Below are 16,376 nucleotides of genomic sequence, written 5' to 3'. Positions count from 1 at the left end.
GCTCCGGGCCATGCAAAGGCAAAACCAAACCGCTCACGCGGCCAATCGAGCCCGCGGGCCCGACGTCCCGGCCTATTTCGCAGCCGCCGCCGTGGCGGCCGGCTGCGCGGCCTTGGCGTCGCGCACCACCTGGGCGACCTGTTCGACGAACTCGCGCTCGACGCTGACCACGGCCTCGCGCTTGCCCTCGGCGGTATCGACCATCAGCCGGTAGGTGACGTCCTGGGTGATCCAGGTCAGGTAGCCGACCACGGCCAGCATCGCGCCGACCACGATGCCGCCGCTGACGGCATAGACCGCGCCGGCCGCGATCGCGGCCACGCCGATCAGCGAGATCAGGATCGGCACGACCGCGTTCTTGTTGACGGTGACCACGGTCAGGTCGCGAATCTCGCGCAGCGGGAACACCAGCCCGGCGCAGGACAGGCCGTTGCGGGTCACGCTGACGCCACGTTCGTTGAATGCGTTTTCCATGGATGAGATGCGTAGCGGAAAACGGGGAGGGTAGCAGAATTCCCGCCGCGCCTGCCCGTGACGGCCGGCTGGCGGGATGACGACGATCAGGAAACCTGAATGCCGCGCCGCCGCGAACGGCGCGTCAGAACAGCGAGGCGCCGTCCTCGTAGAGCCGGCCCGGCACGTGCGAGGCGACCGCCTCGGCGATCTGCTCGTCGGTGCTTTCGGCGGGGACGATGCGGCGTCGTGCGGGGGCGTCGAGGTGCATGGTCCACTCGACCAGCCGATAAGGTCGGCCCCAGGGACGTTGCATGGCCACCGAGACGCGGCAGCTCTGGACCGGGAACGCGTGCTCGCGCGTCAGAATCATGGGGAGATGGCTGAAAACAATATCTTCGATCATCGTTTCCTCCGGTCCTGTCTCGTCCGGTGGCGGCTGCCGCCCGGCATACGATCAAAAAAAAAGCCGCCGATGCTCAGGCGGCCAACAGGGGGGGTGAGAGGATGCTCTCAATCCAGAATTAAATGAAACTTAAAAGCCGAAAAAAAACGCCCCGCCGGATGGCGAGGCGTTTCTGCCGTAGTGTCTTCGCGAGTGAAGCGCTTGCTTAGAACTTGTGGCGGATGCCGACGCGAGCAGCGATCTGGTTCTTCGAACCCGTGCCCGACGTGTTGAAGTAGCTGGTGCTCGAGCCGATCTGCGCTTGCACGCCGTGGCCCGAAGCCTGCTGGTAGACAGCCAGGGCATACACGTCGGTGCGCTTGGACAGCGCGTAGTCGACCGTGCCGTTGACCTGGTTCCAGTGGTACGAGTTGCCGCCTTGCGTGGCGTTCGAATACGTGTAGCCGACGGCGCCCGACAGCGCCGGCGTCAGCGCGTACTTCAGGCCCGCTTCGTACGCGTTGTACTTGGTGCCGGCCAGGTTGATCGCGTCGAACTGCGTGTTCGTCCACAGCAGCCATGCCGTTGCCGGGCCCCAGACGTAGCGGCCGCCGACGCCGAAGGTGCGCAGGTCACGCACCGTGCCCGTGCCGATGTTGGCGATCGTCGTCGAGAACGACGGCGTTGCCTGGCCCGGGAAGCGGATGTCCGTGTAGGCCGCGCCGATCGAGGCCGGGCCGTTCGCGTAGTTCACGCCGAAGCTGTAGGCGCGCGACGAGCCCGCCGTGGTGGTCGTGCCGACCGTCGTCGAGTTCGCGCCGGCGAACGCGCCAGCCTGGTTCGAGAAGCCGTACAAGGCGCCGAACGTGAAGCCGTAGTAGTTCGCGCTCTGGTACTTGACCGAGTTGTTGATGCGGCTCGAGGTCAACTGGTCGATGTCGTTGACGTGGTAAGCGTAGTTACCGACGACCGTGTTGCCACCCGTCGAGTAGCTCGAGCCGAGGATGTCGGTCGAGAACGAGTACTGGCGGCCGAACGTGACCGTGCCGTATTGCGTCTGGCTCAGGCCGACGTAGGCTTGACGGCCGAACATCGCGCCGCCCTGGCCCAGCGTGCCGTTGCCGCTGTTGAAGCCGTTTTCGAGCACGAAGATCGCCTTCAGGCCACCACCGAGGTCTTCCGTGCCGCGCAGGCCCCAACGGCTGCCCTGTGCGACGCCGTCGTCGTACTTGAACAGCTTGCTCGAACCGCCGGCGGCGTTCTTGCTGTGGTTAACGTAGCTGATACCGGCGTCGATGACGCCGTACAGCGTGACGCTGCTTTGGGCGTGGGCAGCGCTGGCCGTGGCGGCGAGCATGGCAGTGGTCAACAGTTTCTTGTTCAAGGCAATCTCCGAGCGAAATAAGGTTGTGCGGTTCCGCGCTCTTGAAGGCGTTTGGAAGGAACGGAGCGCACTTTATCGGCGGGGCAGGTAATGAATGTGACAGCGATTGTCATAGTTCAGAATGTAGCGCCCGCACCACAGCAGGCGATATGACGGTTGCGCCCGCAATCGATATGACGATTCCACGTTTGCTTTTCGCGCAACAGCATCGATGCCCATCAGCAATGCTTGGTTGGACCGACCGGCCGGTCATGCGAGCATGCGCCGCTCGTTCATGGCAGAAGAGGGGATCGCAATGCGGCGTTATTCGGGGTGGTTCGCGCAGGTTTCGCGTCTTGCCGTGGTCGGCGGGACCTTGTCGGTCGCGCTGATGTCGGCGGCCCGGGCGGATGGCACGCCGCTGCGGATCGGCACCATGAGCGGACCGGATGCGCAGATCTGGACGGAAGTGGCGAAAGTGGCCGCTCACGACGGATTGCCGATCAAGGTGATCGAATTCAACGATTACGTGCAGCCGAACGCGGCGCTCGATTCCGGCGATCTCGACGCCAACGGCTTTCAGCACCAGCCCTTCCTCGACAGCCAGATCAAGCAGCGCGGCTACAGGATCGTCAGCGTCGGGCTGACCTATACCGCGCCGATGGGCTTCTATTCGAAGAAGATCAAGTCGCTGAAGGACCTGCCGGTGGGCGCCAAGGTCGGCATCCAGAACGATCCCTCGAACGGCAACCGTGCCTTGCTGCTGCTGCAGAAGTACGGCGTCATCAAGCTGAAACCGGGCGTCGGCGGCAATGGCGTGAACGCCACGCCGCTGGACGTGGCCGAGAACCCGAAGAAGATCCGCATCGTCGAGCTCGATTCGGCCCAGTTGCCGCGCGCGCTGCCCGACCTGGACGCCGCCTCGATCAATACCGACTACGCCGTCAAGGCGGGCCTCACGCCGGTCAAGGACGCGATCGCGATCGAGGATCTCAAGGGCCCCTACGCGAACCTGATCGCGGTGCGCGCGCAGGATCGCGACAAGCCCTGGGTGAAGAAGCTGGTGGCGGCCTACGAATCGGACGACGTGCGCAAGTTCATCGACGCGAAGTTCAACGGCGCGATCGTGCCGGCGTTCTGAGGGGCTGACTTGCCGGGCAAGGCCGGCAGGGGGAAGCGGCCCGAGTGACGGGCCGCGACGGGGAGGATCGACCGTGGGTCATGACGGCCGGCAGCCGCGTAGCGACGCGTTGCCGGCCGTTTTGTATCGCGGCCGCCGAGGATGGCGGCAAACCCGGGCGCGGGAGGCCGCCGGAGCTCAGGCCGACAGCAGCGAGCCGCTGCGGAACGGCGTATTGCCGGCGATCCGCGCCACTTCCATGCCGGCGGTGGCGAAGCGCACCACCTGGCGCGCGTAGAGCACGCCGCGCACGCTGGCCTTGAGCGTGACCACCCGGTCGGTCAGCGGATCGACGATATCGGCGATCTCCTGGCCCGGCTCCACCACGATGCCCACCGGCGTGCGGAACACCAGCACGCCCGATACCGGCGCCACCAGCGGCTCGGTGCCGGCCAGCGGGGTGGCGGGATGGGCCAGCGGCGGCAGCGGCGCCGGGGTGCCGTCGATCGAGCCGCGCAGGGTCAGGTAATCGACGATCGCCTGCGCGTCGCGCTCGGCGAATTCGTAGGACACGTCACGCTCGCTGCGCAGCTCGACCGTCACCGAGATCGCGCCGTTCGGGATCGGGAAGCGGCTGCCGAAGCGCTCGCGCAGCTCCGACCAGCAGAAGCTGTGGACCTCGTCGAACGGGTTGCCGACCGAATTGAGCGCGAGCAGCGAGGCCTGGGCGTCCAGGTAGCGCGCCAGCGGCTCGACGTCCTCCCACAGATCGGGGTTCGTATAGAGGTGCATCACGGCGTCGTTGTCGCAATGCAGGTCGAGCACCACGTCGGCGTCGAAGGACAGGCGCTGCAGCGCGAGCCGCTGCGATTCGAGCTCGGTGCGCGGCTTCTGCTCGTCGAGCGCCTCGCGCACCGCCGCGCGCACGGCCAGCAGGTTCTGCGCCGCGTCCTTGCTCAGCCGGCCCTCGATGCGCGGCATCACCAGCGCGGCCAGGTCGTGGAAGTTGCGGTTGAAGTTCTGCATGGTGTTCAGCTCGAAGCGGCCGAGATGGTCGCCGAACACGTGCTGGGACAGGCCGATCGGGTTCGGCACCGGCACCACCACGATTTCGTCGCGCAGTCGCCCGGCCGCCTCGAGCGCGGCGAAATGGCGGCGCAGCAGGGTCGCGACGAGCATGCCGGGCAGTTCGTCGGCATGCAGCGACGACTGGATATAGACCTTCTTCCCGCTGCGCGGACCGTAATGGAAGCTGGTGATGTGGCGTTCGGTGCCGAGCGCGGGGGAAATCAGCGGATGGGTCAGCGTTTGCATGATCGGGGGGCGGGCGGCCTGGGCCGCCGAGCGGAGTCGTCAGGAACGGGGAAACGACGATTGTACGTTGCGCGCGGCAAGCGGGGGCGCCGGGCGGAGGATCCCGGCCGAGCGGCTCGGGCGCGCGCTCGCGCGGGCACCTGCCGCGCCAATGACAACGGGCCCCGAAGGGCCCGTCGGCTGCCGCGTCGCGGCGGGATTTACTTGCCGTAGACGTCGAAATCGAAGTACTTCTTGGCGATCTTGTCGTACGTGCCGTCCTTGCGCATCGCGGCGATCGCGCCGTCGATCTTCGCCTTCAGGTCGGTGTCTTCCTTGCGCAGGCCCACGCCGGCGCCTTCGCCGAGCGTCTTCGGATCGTCGATGTCGCCACCGGCGAACGCGTAGCCCTTGCCGCGCGGCGTCTTCAGGAAGCCGATCTCGGCCTGCACGGCATCCTGCAGCGTGGCGTCGAGGCGGCCCGACAGCAGGTCGGCGTAGACCTGGTCCTGGTTCTGGTAAGGCACCACCGTCACGCCCTTGGGCGCCCAGTAGGTCTTCGCGTAGGTTTCCTGGATCGTGCCCTGCTCCACGCCCACCGTCTTGCCCTTGAGCGAATCGGCGGTCGGCAGCAGCTTGGCGCCGTCCTTGGCGACCAGGCGCGTCGGCGTGTTGAACAGCTTGGCCGAGAAGGCGATCTGTTCGGCGCGCTGCGGCGTCATCGACATCGACGACAGCACGCCGTCGAACTTGCGGGCCTTCAGTGCCGGGATCATCCCGTCGAAGTCGTTCTCGACCCACACGCACTTCGCGGCGATGCGGCGGCAGATTTCGTTGCCCAGGTCGATGTCGAAGCCGACCAGCTTGCCGTCCGCGCCCTTCGATTCGAACGGCGGGTAGCTCGCGTCGACGCCGAAGCGGACCGTCGACCAGTCTTTTGCGTAGGCGCCGCCTGCCGACACGGCAAGCAGGGCAACCGTCAGGGCCGCCAGAACTTTTTTCACTATGACTCCTCGTTGTACGGTGGTTTGCGCGCGGTCGTGCCGCATTGCGCTCCGCCCGGTGCGGCTGCTGCCGGGCTGACTGGAAACGCCCGCCCGATGCGGACGAGCGTTCGCGGAACATTATCAAGACAAAAAGCCGAGCGGGTGCCTAGTGGAAGCCCGGATAGCGGGACGCGCCCACGAGGGGCGGGTTTTGTTGAGCTTTTCGGAAGAATGTAAGAAACCTTTCGGTAATTGATGCCGAAACCGGTTTGGGCGCGAGCGCGTGCACCGCGCGAGTGCATGGCTCGTATTTCGGCCTTCAGCCCAGCGTATCGGCCGCCGCCTGCTTCAGGCAGGCGATGAACTGCGTGACCGCTGGCGTCGGCAGCAGGTCGCGGCGCGACAGGATCGACAGTTCGTAGTTCGGCAGCGTCTCCTCGATGGCGGCGATGCGGATTCCCAGCGGCGCGACCATCTCGGCCAGCGGCTTGGTGAAGCAGCCGATCACGTCCGAGCGCGACACCAGGCCGAGCGTGACCGAGAACGAGGAGGGCGCGCGCAGCAGGCGGCGGGGCAGCGGCAGCCCGTGGGTGGTGAACATCGCCATCATGACGCTGTGCGGAAAATCCTCGGCGTCCACCGTCACGATCCATTCGGCGTCGAGCAGCTCGGCGAGGCTGCGTGCCTTGGCGAGCGGATGGCCGGCGCGCATCACGATCACGAATTCAGTGGACAGCAGCGGCGTCTGCACGAACTCGCGATCGAGCGCCGGGATGTGATGGATCGCGGCCAGGTCGAGCGTGCCGTTGCCGAGCTGCGTCATGGCCTCGGGCACCGACAGCTCGGCCAGGTGCAACTGCACGCTCGGCATGGTGGCGCGGAATTTCTGCACCGCGCGCGGCAGCGCGGTCAGCGCGATCGAGGGCATGGTGGCGACCGCCACCCGCCCCGACATTTCGCCCTTCACCTGCTCGACCGCCTCCACCGCGCGGCGCATGTCGCCGAGCAACTGCTCGGCGCGCGGCAGCAGGGCATGGCCGCAGGCGGTCAGCTCGACGCCGCGCACGCTGCGCACCATCAGCTCGGCGTTCAGCGCGTGCTCGATCTCGCGGATCGTGTGCGTGATCGCCGGCTGGGTGACGCCGAGCTCGCGCGCGGCGGCGCGCAGGCTGCGATGATGCGCGGCGGCCACGAAGGCCTGCAACTGCGCGAGATTAAGAGGATTGCGAATACGGGTCATCGAGGCGGTCCGGAGTGAAGACATCATGCGAGCATCATGGCGCATCGCGCCGCGATTTGGTTGCGCGCGGGAACATATTGCCGTGCGGCAAGCGCAACGCGAGGCGATCCGAGCGGCGACGGATCGGCCGGCCAGGGCATCGAGGCGAGCAATGATCGCGGCGCGCGACGCCGTCATTGTTGCGGCGATTGTTGCCCCTCGCAATGCAATGCCGGGCAGGCGCGCCCGCCTCGCGGCACGATTTCGCCGGATCCGTCATGCTGCACGTCCGTGCTTCGTTGCACCATCGATCGTGCCTTGATGCATTGCCGCAAAACCTCGACCCTCATCGTTTCGACATGAAGCGCGGCTACGCTGCGCGGCACGTGCGGGTTGCAGGGTCCCAGATGCCGGGTGTTAGTTTTTTCGATTCCCGTCGATCAAATAATCCAATTTCCGCTTGGCAAATGCAGCGTTTAGTATTCACCAGCACGATGATTGACGAGCACCTGGCATTCCCGGCTCCTCCTCCCCCACGAGCCGGGCAAGCGTTAGCGAACAAGGAGAATACAGATGTCGAATGAGGCGAAGTGTCCGTTCAACCACTCGGCCGGCGGCGGCACCACCAATCGCGATTGGTGGCCCAAGCAGCTGCGCGTCGATCTGCTGAATCAGCATTCCAATCGTTCCAATCCGCTTGGCGAGAGTTTCGACTATCGCAAGGAATTCAAGCAACTGGACTACAGTGCGCTCAAGGCCGACCTGAAGAAGGTCCTGACCGACTCGCAGGCGTGGTGGCCGGCCGACTGGGGCAGCTACGCGGGCTTGTTCATCCGCATGGCCTGGCACAGCGCCGGCACCTACCGCATGGTCGACGGCCGCGGCGGCGCGGGGCGCGGCCAGCAGCGCTTCGCACCCCTGAACTCGTGGCCCGACAACGTCAGCCTGGACAAGGCGCGTCGTCTGCTGTGGCCGGTCAAGCAGAAGTACGGCCAGAAAATCTCGTGGGCCGACCTGATCATCCTGGCGGGCAATGTCGCGCTGGAAAATTCGGGTTTCCGCACCTTCGGTTTCGCGGCAGGCCGCGAAGACGTGTGGGAGCCGGACCTGGACGTGAACTGGGGTGACGAGAAGGCCTGGCTGTCGCACCGCAATCCGGAAACGCTCAAGGACAATCCGCTGTCCGCGACCGAAATGGGCCTGATCTACGTGAACCCGGAAGGTCCGAACGCCAGCGGCGATCCGGCTTCCGCGGCGCCGGCGATCCGCGCGACCTTCGGCAACATGGCGATGAACGACGAGGAAATCGTCGCGCTCATCGCCGGCGGCCACACGCTCGGCAAGACGCACGGCGCGGGCTCGGCAGACCACGTCGGTGCCGATCCGGAAGCTGCCTCGCTCGAAACGCAGGGCCTGGGCTGGACCAGCAGCTTCGGCAGCGGCGCGGGCGCCGACGCCATCACCTCCGGCCTCGAGGTGGTCTGGACGCAGACGCCGACGCAGTGGAGCAATTACTTCTTCGAGAACCTGTTCAAGTACGAATGGGTGCAGACGCGCAGCCCGGCCGGTGCCATTCAGTTCGAGGCGAAGGATGCGCCGGACCTGATTCCCGACCCTTTCGATCCGTCGAAGAAGCGCAAGCCGACGATGCTGGTGACCGACCTCACGCTGCGCTACGACCCGGAATTCGAAAAGATCTCGCGTCGCTTCCTGGGCGACCCGCAGGCGTTCAACGAAGCCTTCGCGCGTGCATGGTTCAAGCTGACCCACCGCGACATGGGCCCGAAGGCACGCTACCTCGGCCCGGAAATCCCGAAGGAAGACCTGCTCTGGCAAGACCCGCTGCCGGCTGCCACGCACCAGCCGAGCGCCGCCGATATCGCCGATCTGAAGGAAAAGATCGCCGCGTCGGGGCTGTCGGTCGGTGAGCTGGTGTCGGTCGCATGGGCCTCGGCCTCGACCTTCCGCGGCGGCGACAAGCGCGGCGGCGCCAACGGCGCCCGGCTTGCCCTGGCGCCGCAGAAGGACTGGGCGGTCAACAAGGCCGCCGTCGACGTGCTGCCCAGGCTGCAGGCCATCCAGGCCGCGTCGGGCAAGGCATCGCTGGCCGACGTGATCGTGCTGGCTGGCGTGGTTGGCGTCGAGCAGGCCGCGGCCGCCGCGGGCGTGAAGATCGATGTCCCGTTCGCACCGGGTCGCGTCGATGCGCGCCAGGACCAGACCGATGTCGAATCCGTGTCGGTGCTCGAGCCGGTCGCCGACGGCTTCCGCAACTATCGTCGCGTGGAAGGCGGTCCGTCGACCGAGGCCTTGCTGATCGACAAGGCGCAACTGCTGACCTTGACGGCGCCGGAATTGACCGTGCTGGTCGGTGGCCTGCGCGTGCTTGGCGCGAACTTCGACGGCAGCCGGCACGGCGTGTTCACCGATCGCGTCGGCGTGCTGAGCAACGATTTCTTCGTGAACCTGCTGGACATGGGTACCGAGTGGAAGGCTGCCGACGCGAGCGCCGAAGTGTACGAAGGGCGCGACCGCGCGAGCGGCGAGGTGAAGTACACCGGCACCCGCGCGGACCTGGTATTCGGCTCCAATGCGGTACTGCGGGCGCTGGCCGAGGTGTACGCGAGCGGCGACGCGAAGCGCAAGTTCGTCGAGGACTTCGTCGCGGCCTGGACCAAGGTGATGAACCTGGATCGTTTCGATCTGGGCTGATCCGGTCTCGCGAGCGTGAAGTGAGCGTATGATCCGCCGGGCCGACTGGCCCGGATCGAAGCCGAGGACGGCCGATCGCAAGATCGGCCGTTTTCTTTTGGCGCCGCCGGGCCGCCATCGATGGAGCCACGAGATGACGAATGCCGAAATCCTGCCGATCGCGACGCCGATCACCGACGCCCTGGTGCAGGGCGCGCTCGAACTCGAGACCACCGCGCGCGGCGTGCTGGTCCATCGCCTGCCGGCCTGGGCGCGCTCGCGCGGGCTCGACGCGCAGTTCGCGATGGTCGAGGCGCAGCCCTCGGGCGTGCGCCTGGTGTTCCGCACCCGCGCCAGCGCGATCGAACTCGATACGCTGCCGACGCGTTATCGCTATGCCGGCGTGCCGGCCCGGCCGCCCGGTGTCTACGACCTGCTGGTGGACGGCGCGCGGGTCGCGCAGGCCAGCGCCGAGGGCGGCGACACCGTGGTGATCTCGCTCGGCACGGGCGCGGCCAGCCACGAACCCGGCGCGGCCGCCACGCTGCGCTTCGCCGGCCTGCCCACGCACGACAAGCGCGTCGAGCTCTGGCTGCCGCACAACGAGGCCACGCTGCTGGTGGCGCTGCGCAGCGACGCCGCCCTCGAACCGGTCGGCGACGACGGCCGGCGCGTCTGGCTGCATCACGGCAGCTCGATCAGCCAGGGCTCGAACGCGGCGAGCCCCTCGACGATCTGGCCGGCGCTGGCCGCCGCGCGGGCCGGCGTCAGCCTGCTCAATCTCGGCTTCGGCGGCAGCGCGCTGCTCGATCCCTTCGTGGCACGCACCATGCGTGACACGCGCGCCGACCTGATCAGCCTGAAACTCGGCATCAACCTCGTCAACGCCGACCTGATGCGCCAGCGCGCGTTCGCGCCGGCCGTGCACGGCTTTCTCGACACGATCCGCGATGGCCATCCCGACACGCCGCTGCTGGTGGTCTCGCCGATCCATTGCGAGATCCACGAGCGCACGCCGGGCCCCGGCGCGTTCGATCTGGAGGCACTGGCCAGCGGCAAGGTGCTGTTTCGCGCCACCGGCGAGCCGGGCGAGCGCGCGGCCGGCAAGCTGACGCTCGAATTCATTCGCGAGGCCTTGCAGCGGATCGTGGCGCAGCGCGCGGCCACGGATCCGAACCTGCACTATCTCGATGGCCTCGCGCTGTACGGCGCCGAGGACGAGGCCGAGCTGCCCTTGCCGGACCGGCTACATCCCGATGCGGAGGCGCATCGGCGTATCGCCGAGCGCTTCGTGGCTCGCGCCTTCGAGGGCGGCGGCGCATTCCGTTGAGCGAGAATCGCCGGCGGCTCGCCGGCGACGACCCGACTCAGAAGTTCACCACGGTGCGCAAGCCCGCCACCACCTCGTTGCCGATCCTGCGCGCCGAGCCGCCGTTCGCGGGCAGGTAATAACCGCCGCTGGGCCGCACGATGTATTGCAGGTCGCCCTGCAGCATCCACCATGGCGCGACCTGGTACTGGTAGGTCGCCTCGAACACCGTCTCGTTGATGCGCTTCGCGCCGGCGATGCCGAGCGCCGCGCCGGCCGCGGCGTCCACGTTCAGCGTGGCGTTGGTGTAGCCGATCGCGAGGCCCGCCGTGTCGTTGTCGCGGCCGTCGAACGGCGCCTTCAACGCGATGCCGGCCTGCGCCGAGAAGCTCACCGAGTTGCGATTGTCGGGCGCGCCCATCACGCGCGTGAACACGCCGAGCGAGCGCGCCGCGTTGCCGGCCGAGCGCCACACCATCTGGTCCGCCACCGCGTAGGCGCCGTAGTTGCCGCGATGCGTTCGCGCGATGCCGTTCGAGGCCGGCGAGTCGAGCGGCAGGCCGCTGCTGTCCTGGCGCGGATCGTCGAAACGTCCCGAGAGATACCAGAAGCCGAGCCGGTAGGTGCCGGGCAAGCCGCTCGGCCTGGCGTCGGACGCATCGCCCTGCGCCTGGTTGAGCGCGTATTGCAGCTCGCCGATCCATAGCGCGCCGTCATGCAGGTTGAAGCGCGTGCCGTGCGCGTTGCCTTGCTGCGCGTCGTTCTGCGCGCTGCCGCCCGGGTAGCCGTCGAACACGCCGGCCAGCACCGTGATCGCCGGGCTCGGCTTGAGCTTCAGGCGCGCGCCGAGCGAGGAGAGCGGATAGGCGGGGCCGCCGCCGGGCATGTCGACCGAGGGCAGCACCGGCCAGCCGAAGGTGGCATTGGCGAAGCTGCTCGCGTACTGGCTCAGCATGAATTCCTGGTCGAGGCTCTGCTGGCCGATGCGCAGGTCGGCCGCGCCGCCCGCGAACTGCTGCCCGTACCAGAGCTCCCAGAGCCGCGTGCCCGCGTTCGCCTCCACGCCGCTGACGGCTTGTTGGGCGCCCAGCGCGCGCGCGCTGAGGTTGCTGCCGTGGATCTGCAGCGCGCTGACATTGAAGGTGCCGCCGGCCAGGCCGAACAGCTTGCCGGTATCGACGCTGAGGGTGCCTTGCGTGAGGCCGTCGTAGGCGCCGATCCGCTGCGTGCCGCCGCTGGCGTTGCGGAAGTATTCGCTGGTTTCCTGCAGCGCCAGCGCGATGCCGAGCGTGTCGAGCGCGGGGCGCAGCCCGCCCATGTCGCCGAACAGGACGGCGCGTTGCCAGAGCCCGGTAGGCGAGGCGTCGTCGCCGCCGGGCGCGGCGGCGGGCGTCTCCTGCGCATGCGCCGACGCGGCGGCGAGGATCGAGACGGTGGCGGCGAGCATCGCGAACGGCCGAGGCTGGCAGGGCGTGGCCGAAGCGAAGGGCTTGGATGCGCGCGGCGAACGCGTGGGCAACTGCTTGAGGGCGAGTGTTTTCATCGGCTTGCAGGGAGTGTGGTTGTCGACGACGAGGGGACGTCGCACATCGCGGGCATGAATCGGCTGCGGCGCCCGCGAGGCGCGTAACGCGGGATTCAGTCGCGCCGGGGCGCGTCGGCTGCGGTGCCGTCCTGCCTGTCCGCCCGGCGGGAATCCTGCACCGGTTCCGATACGGCTTGATGACGGCGCGGCGCCGGCGCCGGGCCCGGGGCAGCATAGGCTCGCGGATCGGCGGCGGGCGGCAGGCAGCCGCCGAGCGCGTCGTCGCGGTTGGTAAAGTAGGAATGCGAAACGAAAAGGAATTGCTGCACGTACATGATGCACCTCCGCTTCGCCCGCGTCGGGCGAAAGCGATCCATGGCCGAGGCGGGCAGGCCGCATCGGGTGTTCGAGGCAGGGGAGCGTGCTGGGGCGGCCGTGATCGGGCCGGGGAGGCGCGCTGCACCGTCAATACGGGCAGCGGCTACGGGAAAGGCAGGCGCTAGCGCGTATTGGTCCTGGGGTCGCCGGGCAGGGCCGGCGAACGACTGTCGCTACTAGGCTGGGGTTCCATGATGAATCGGCTTGGGTTCGAGACAGGGCGGATTCTATGCCGCGTCCGTCACGCGGCGCAACAAAAAAATGCTTCGCAGTGCAGGGGATATTCGAATCGTCGGCGGCGCGCCGCGCGGCGGCGGCTTCATGCCTCGAAGGCGGCACGAAGCGCGTAAGAAGGGCGTAATAAAAATCCTGCGAAAGACGGTTGACGCCTCGAATCCGACCGCGCAGAATTCGCCCGTTTTCCGACTGAAGGTCATCCATCTTGGACAGTAGCAGTAGTCGATCTCCGATCTCTCTTTCCGCCTGACCGGCGGGACTCCACGCGCTGATTCCCATCTCGCCGCCGTCCCGCCAGCAGGCAGGACGGTGCGCGCCGAAGTTCCCCTTGCTTCCCGTGCACCCTCATTGGTGCGGCCTCGAGCCGTTGCCGACGCACGTCCGTTGCCGGATGCCTGCGTTCGCGACGTCCCGGGCCGTATGGATCAACACGCCCGTATCGATGCCGATACGAAGGGAGGGTTCGATATCGCGCGCCGCTTCATGCCGATATCCCGCAGCACAGTGATCCACGACGAGCCGCGCTGATCCCCGTGATCCGGCGCCGGCCGGCGCGTGCCAGCGCCGGCCCATCCGACGACCGAAACGGCAGCCCGCCGCGGCTTGCCGCCTTGCGTATCCGCATCCGTCATCGCGTGCGGGGCATGCCGTTTTCGTCGTCCATCGATCCATCGTTTTCGCGACCTCCCGAGGCGGCATGCATTCCCGGCATGCGGCTCGCGTCGTCGCGCCCTTTCGACGAGACACCCCATGTCCACTTCCCCGCAATTCCCGCCGACGCAGGCCAACCACGCGGTCCTCGACGAGGCCCATCTGGGCGACATCCGCGGCGCGCTCGGCACCATCGAGCGGCACGACACCGCGCCGCGCAAGGGCTGGCTCGCGCGCTGGCGCACCCTGCTGGCGATCCTCGGCCCCGGCCTGATCGTGATGGTCGGCGACAACGATGCCGGCGCGTTCGGCACCTACACGCAGGCCGGCCAGAACTACGGCACCACCCTGCTCTGGACGCTGATGCTGCTGATCCCCGTGCTCTACGTGAACCAGGAGATGGTGGCGCGGCTGGGCGCGGTGACCGGCGTGGGCCACGCGCGCCTGATCTTTGCGCGCTTCGGCCGCTTCTGGGGGGCGTTCAGCGCGATCGACCTGTTCGTGCTCAACGCGCTGACCATCGTCACCGAGTTCATCGGCGTCACTTTCGCGCTGCATTATTTCGGCCTGCCGAAGGTGCCGGGCGTGATCGGCGCGGCGCTGATCACCATCGCGGCGGTCTGCACCGGCAGCTTCCGGCGCTTCGAGCGTTTCGCGCTGGTGCTGGTGGCCGGCAGCCTGCTGCTGGTGCCGGTGCTGCACGCGGTGCACCCGCCCGCCTCGCGGATGCTGCACGACTTCCTGGTGCCGGGCTGGCCCGCGCATTCGAAGCTGGCCGACGTGATGCTGCTGGTGATCGGCATCGTCGGCACCACGGTGGCGCCCTGGCAGTTGTTCTTCCAGCAGAGCTACGTGGTCGACAAGCGCATCACGCCGGCCTTCAGCCGCTACGAGAAGCTCGACCTCTGGCTCGGCATCGGCCTGGTGATGATCGGCGCGGTGGCGATGATCAGCTTCTGCGCGGCGATGTACGCCGGCAAGCCCGAGTTCGGCAACTTCACCGATGCGGGCGCCGTGCTCGCCGCGCTCGACAAGTACGTGGGCAGCTACCCGGCCACGGTGTTCGCGATCGCGCTGCTCGATGCCTGCGTGATCGGCGCGGCGGCCGTCTCGCTGGCCACCGCCTACGCGGTCGGCGACGTGTTCGGCGTGCGCCATTCGCTGCATCGCCCGGTGCACCAGGCGAAGTGGTTCTATGTCGCCTACGCCGGCCTGATCGCGCTGGCCGCCACCGTCACCCTGGTGTCGAGCGACGCCTTCCTCGGCTTCCTGACCAATGCCGTGCAGGCGCTGGCCGGCGTGCTGCTGCCCAGCGCGACGGTATTCCTGCTGCTGCTCTGCAACGATCGCTCGGTGCTCGGCCCCTGGTGCAACGGCAAGTGGCTGAACCTGTTCACCGGCGCGGTCGTGTGGGTGCTGGTGATGCTGTCGGTCGTGCTGACCGCCGCCACCGTGTTTCCCGACATCAGCGGCGAGACCATCGTCGACATCCTCGCGGGCGGCAGCGCGCTCGGCGTGGTCGGCTTCGTCTGCACGCGGTTCTATCGCCACAGCCGCTTCCCGCGGCGCGCGATCGGCGCGCAGCGCTGGAGCGACGAGGAGAAGCGCGTCTGGCGCATGGCGCCGATCGAGCAACTGCCCGCGCCCTCGATGCCGATGGAAAGCAAGCTGTGGATGGCGGTGCTGCGCGGCTATCTGGTGGTGGCGGTGGCGATGATCGGCTACGAGATCGTGCGCTCGGCGCTGAACTGATCGCGTGCCGATGAGGGACGGCCAGCGCGACCCCGGCGGGCGCGCCGGCCGTTTCCTGTTTCAGCGCCGTGCCGCGATCAGGCGCGCGCGGCGCGGCGGCTCGCCAGCAGCGCGTCGAGCAGCACGCGCACGCGCAGCGGCACGTGGCGCTGGCTGGGATAGACCAGCGAGATCGGCAGCGGCGGTGCGCGATGGCGCTTGAGCACCTCGACCAGCTCGCCGGTCTCGAGCGCCCGGGTGGCCAGGTAGCGCGGCGTCTGCACCAGCCCGAGCCCGGCGACGGCCGCCTCGATCAGGGCCTCTCCGTCGCCGAGATGCATGCGGCTGTCGGGCGTGAGCGAGCGCTCGCGGCGGCCGCTGCGGAAATGCCAGGCGCGCTCGCGGCCTGTCGAAGGCACGCGAAACAGCAGGCAGGTGTGCTCGCCGAGCTCGTCGAGTGACGAGGGCTCGCCGTGCTGTTCGAGATAGGTCGGGCTCGCGTAGGTGCAGAAGTATTGCGCGTCGAACTGCCGTCCCACCAGGCTCGAATCGGCCAGCGGGCCGATCCGGATCGCGGCGTCGAGCCCGTCCTTGACGACGTCCACCGTGCGATCGGAAAAGCGCGCGTCGATCGTCAACGCAGGATGCCGCGCGTGCAGCTGCCTGAGCACCGGCATCACCACCTGCTTGCCGTAGCTGAGCGGCATGTCGATGCGCAGCGTGCCGCGCACTTCGCCGCGCGCCTCGATGGCGGCGGTCTCCAGCGACTCGACTTCCTCCAGGATCAGCCGGCAGCGCGCGTGGATTTCCTCGCCTTCCTTGGAGAGCGTGACCTGCCGCGTGGTGCGATGGAACAGGCGCACGCCGAGCCTCGCCTCGAGCCGCGCGATGTTCTTGGCGATGGTCGACGGCGAGAGCCCCAGCTCGCGCGCGGCGGCCGCGAAACTGGCGTGACGGGCCGCGGCGGCGAACGAGGCGAGCAGGTCGAGACCGATCATGGGCGCTCCGGCGATTGAGGACAGGCAGTCATGAATA

15 protein-coding genes are annotated in these 16,376 nt (G+C 67.9%); 6 read left to right on the top strand and 9 right to left on the bottom strand.

Annotated features, from left to right (window positions below):
* Nucleotides 1-72 precede the first annotated feature (72 nt).
* The 3 genes from FB600_RS15345 to FB600_RS15335 form a co-directional block, all read right to left on the bottom strand.
* A complete protein-coding gene (locus FB600_RS15345; RefSeq protein ID WP_098151396.1) occupies nt 73-474 on the bottom strand; it encodes a DUF6232 family protein in 402 nt (133 codons plus the stop codon).
* 124 nt (nt 475-598) lie between these two features.
* Nucleotides 599-859: a DUF2866 domain-containing protein gene (locus tag FB600_RS15340; protein WP_013691577.1), complete on the bottom strand. Its 261-nt coding sequence runs from the start codon at nt 857-859 to the stop codon at nt 599-601.
* Nucleotides 860-1,064: 205 nt separating this feature from the next.
* Nucleotides 1,065-2,222 carry a porin gene (locus tag FB600_RS15335; RefSeq protein ID WP_145756998.1) on the bottom strand — a complete coding sequence of 386 codons (1,158 nt, stop codon included), beginning with the start codon at nt 2,220-2,222 and terminating at the stop codon, nt 1,065-1,067.
* A gap of 370 nt (nt 2,223-2,592) precedes the next feature.
* On the opposite strand from FB600_RS15335, the gene FB600_RS15330 reads away from it, so the two are divergent.
* Complete coding sequence (locus FB600_RS15330; RefSeq protein WP_261383403.1) at nt 2,593-3,342, top strand: MetQ/NlpA family ABC transporter substrate-binding protein; 750 nt, start codon at nt 2,593-2,595, stop codon at nt 3,340-3,342.
* Between the two features lie 177 nt (nt 3,343-3,519).
* Here the strand turns inward: FB600_RS15330 and FB600_RS15325 are convergent, their stop codons facing one another.
* The 3 genes from FB600_RS15325 to FB600_RS15315 form a co-directional block, all read right to left on the bottom strand.
* The gene (locus tag FB600_RS15325; protein WP_145757000.1) at nt 3,520-4,635 is read right to left on the bottom strand and encodes a succinylglutamate desuccinylase/aspartoacylase family protein; all 1,116 of its coding nucleotides are present in this window, start codon (nt 4,633-4,635) and stop codon (nt 3,520-3,522) included.
* A 200-nt stretch (nt 4,636-4,835) separates the two neighbouring features.
* The gene (locus tag FB600_RS15320) at nt 4,836-5,618 is read right to left on the bottom strand and encodes an ABC transporter substrate-binding protein (protein ID WP_013691573.1); all 783 of its coding nucleotides are present in this window, start codon (nt 5,616-5,618) and stop codon (nt 4,836-4,838) included.
* 301 nt (nt 5,619-5,919) lie between these two features.
* Nucleotides 5,920-6,840, bottom strand: coding sequence for a LysR family transcriptional regulator (locus FB600_RS15315; protein WP_036028691.1), 921 nt, complete (start codon nt 6,838-6,840; stop codon nt 5,920-5,922).
* Between the two features lie 257 nt (nt 6,841-7,097).
* Here FB600_RS15315 and FB600_RS15310 point away from each other — a divergent pair, with 257 nt between their 5' ends.
* The 3 genes from FB600_RS15310 to FB600_RS15300 all read left to right on the top strand — a co-directional run bounded on the left by FB600_RS15310 (nt 7,098) and on the right by FB600_RS15300 (nt 10,840).
* Nucleotides 7,098-7,403 (top strand): hypothetical protein, encoded by a 306-nt coding sequence (locus FB600_RS15310; RefSeq protein ID WP_145757001.1) that lies wholly within the window; start codon nt 7,098-7,100, stop codon nt 7,401-7,403.
* Complete coding sequence (katG, locus tag FB600_RS15305) at nt 7,393-9,531, top strand: catalase/peroxidase HPI (RefSeq protein WP_105829460.1); 2,139 nt, start codon at nt 7,393-7,395, stop codon at nt 9,529-9,531. Before FB600_RS15310 ends, katG begins: the two co-directional genes overlap by 11 nt.
* A 133-nt stretch (nt 9,532-9,664) precedes the next feature.
* Nucleotides 9,665-10,840, top strand: a complete 1,176-nt coding sequence (locus FB600_RS15300; protein WP_096752053.1) for a GDSL-type esterase/lipase family protein — start codon at nt 9,665-9,667, stop codon at nt 10,838-10,840.
* Between the two features lie 37 nt (nt 10,841-10,877).
* Here the strand turns inward: FB600_RS15300 and FB600_RS15295 are convergent, their stop codons facing one another.
* Complete coding sequence (locus FB600_RS15295; protein ID WP_409995225.1) at nt 10,878-12,266, bottom strand: carbohydrate porin; 1,389 nt, start codon at nt 12,264-12,266, stop codon at nt 10,878-10,880.
* 191 nt (nt 12,267-12,457) lie between these two features.
* Nucleotides 12,458-12,679: a hypothetical protein gene (locus FB600_RS15290; protein WP_145757003.1), complete on the bottom strand. Its 222-nt coding sequence runs from the start codon at nt 12,677-12,679 to the stop codon at nt 12,458-12,460.
* A 247-nt stretch (nt 12,680-12,926) separates the two neighbouring features.
* Here FB600_RS15290 and FB600_RS15285 point away from each other — a divergent pair, with 247 nt between their 5' ends.
* Both FB600_RS15285 and FB600_RS15280 read left to right on the top strand, forming a co-directional pair.
* Entirely contained in the window at nt 12,927-13,175 is a 249-nt protein-coding gene (locus FB600_RS15285; protein WP_124076605.1) for a hypothetical protein, read from the top strand.
* 534 nt (nt 13,176-13,709) lie between these two features.
* Complete coding sequence (locus FB600_RS15280; RefSeq protein ID WP_096752050.1) at nt 13,710-15,362, top strand: NRAMP family divalent metal transporter; 1,653 nt, start codon at nt 13,710-13,712, stop codon at nt 15,360-15,362.
* Between the two features lie 77 nt (nt 15,363-15,439).
* On the opposite strand, the gene FB600_RS15275 is transcribed toward FB600_RS15280, so the two are convergent.
* Nucleotides 15,440-16,339, bottom strand: a complete 900-nt coding sequence (locus FB600_RS15275; protein WP_098151388.1) for a LysR family transcriptional regulator — start codon at nt 16,337-16,339, stop codon at nt 15,440-15,442.
* Between the last annotated feature and the right edge of the window lie 37 nt (nt 16,340-16,376).

This window comes from Burkholderia sp. SJZ089, assembly GCF_007828315.1.
Taxonomy (GTDB): Bacteria; Pseudomonadota; Gammaproteobacteria; order Burkholderiales; family Burkholderiaceae; genus Burkholderia; species Burkholderia gladioli.
This window is presented reverse-complemented; position numbering and strand designations above follow the sequence as displayed.

Excerpts from the sequence above, each read along its gene's own strand:
- FB600_RS15345 (WP_098151396.1), bottom strand. The coding sequence starts at position 474 with ATGGAAAACGCATTCAACGAACGTGGCGTCAGCGTGACCCGCAACGGC.
- FB600_RS15340 (WP_013691577.1), bottom strand. The coding sequence starts at position 859 with ATGATCGAAGATATTGTTTTCAGCCATCTCCCCATGATTCTGACGCGC.
- FB600_RS15330 (WP_261383403.1), top strand. The coding sequence starts at position 2,593 with ATGTCGGCGGCCCGGGCGGATGGCACGCCGCTGCGGATCGGCACCATG.
- FB600_RS15325 (WP_145757000.1), bottom strand. The coding sequence starts at position 4,635 with ATGCAAACGCTGACCCATCCGCTGATTTCCCCCGCGCTCGGCACCGAA.
- FB600_RS15315 (WP_036028691.1), bottom strand. The coding sequence starts at position 6,840 with ATGACCCGTATTCGCAATCCTCTTAATCTCGCGCAGTTGCAGGCCTTC.
- FB600_RS15310 (WP_145757001.1), top strand. The coding sequence starts at position 7,098 with ATGCTGCACGTCCGTGCTTCGTTGCACCATCGATCGTGCCTTGATGCA.
- katG (WP_105829460.1), top strand. The coding sequence starts at position 7,393 with ATGTCGAATGAGGCGAAGTGTCCGTTCAACCACTCGGCCGGCGGCGGC.
- FB600_RS15300 (WP_096752053.1), top strand. The coding sequence starts at position 9,665 with ATGACGAATGCCGAAATCCTGCCGATCGCGACGCCGATCACCGACGCC.
- FB600_RS15295 (WP_409995225.1), bottom strand. The coding sequence starts at position 12,266 with ATGCTCGCCGCCACCGTCTCGATCCTCGCCGCCGCGTCGGCGCATGCG.
- FB600_RS15290 (WP_145757003.1), bottom strand. The coding sequence starts at position 12,679 with ATGTACGTGCAGCAATTCCTTTTCGTTTCGCATTCCTACTTTACCAAC.
- FB600_RS15280 (WP_096752050.1), top strand. The coding sequence starts at position 13,710 with ATGTCCACTTCCCCGCAATTCCCGCCGACGCAGGCCAACCACGCGGTC.
- FB600_RS15275 (WP_098151388.1), bottom strand. The coding sequence starts at position 16,339 with ATGATCGGTCTCGACCTGCTCGCCTCGTTCGCCGCCGCGGCCCGTCAC.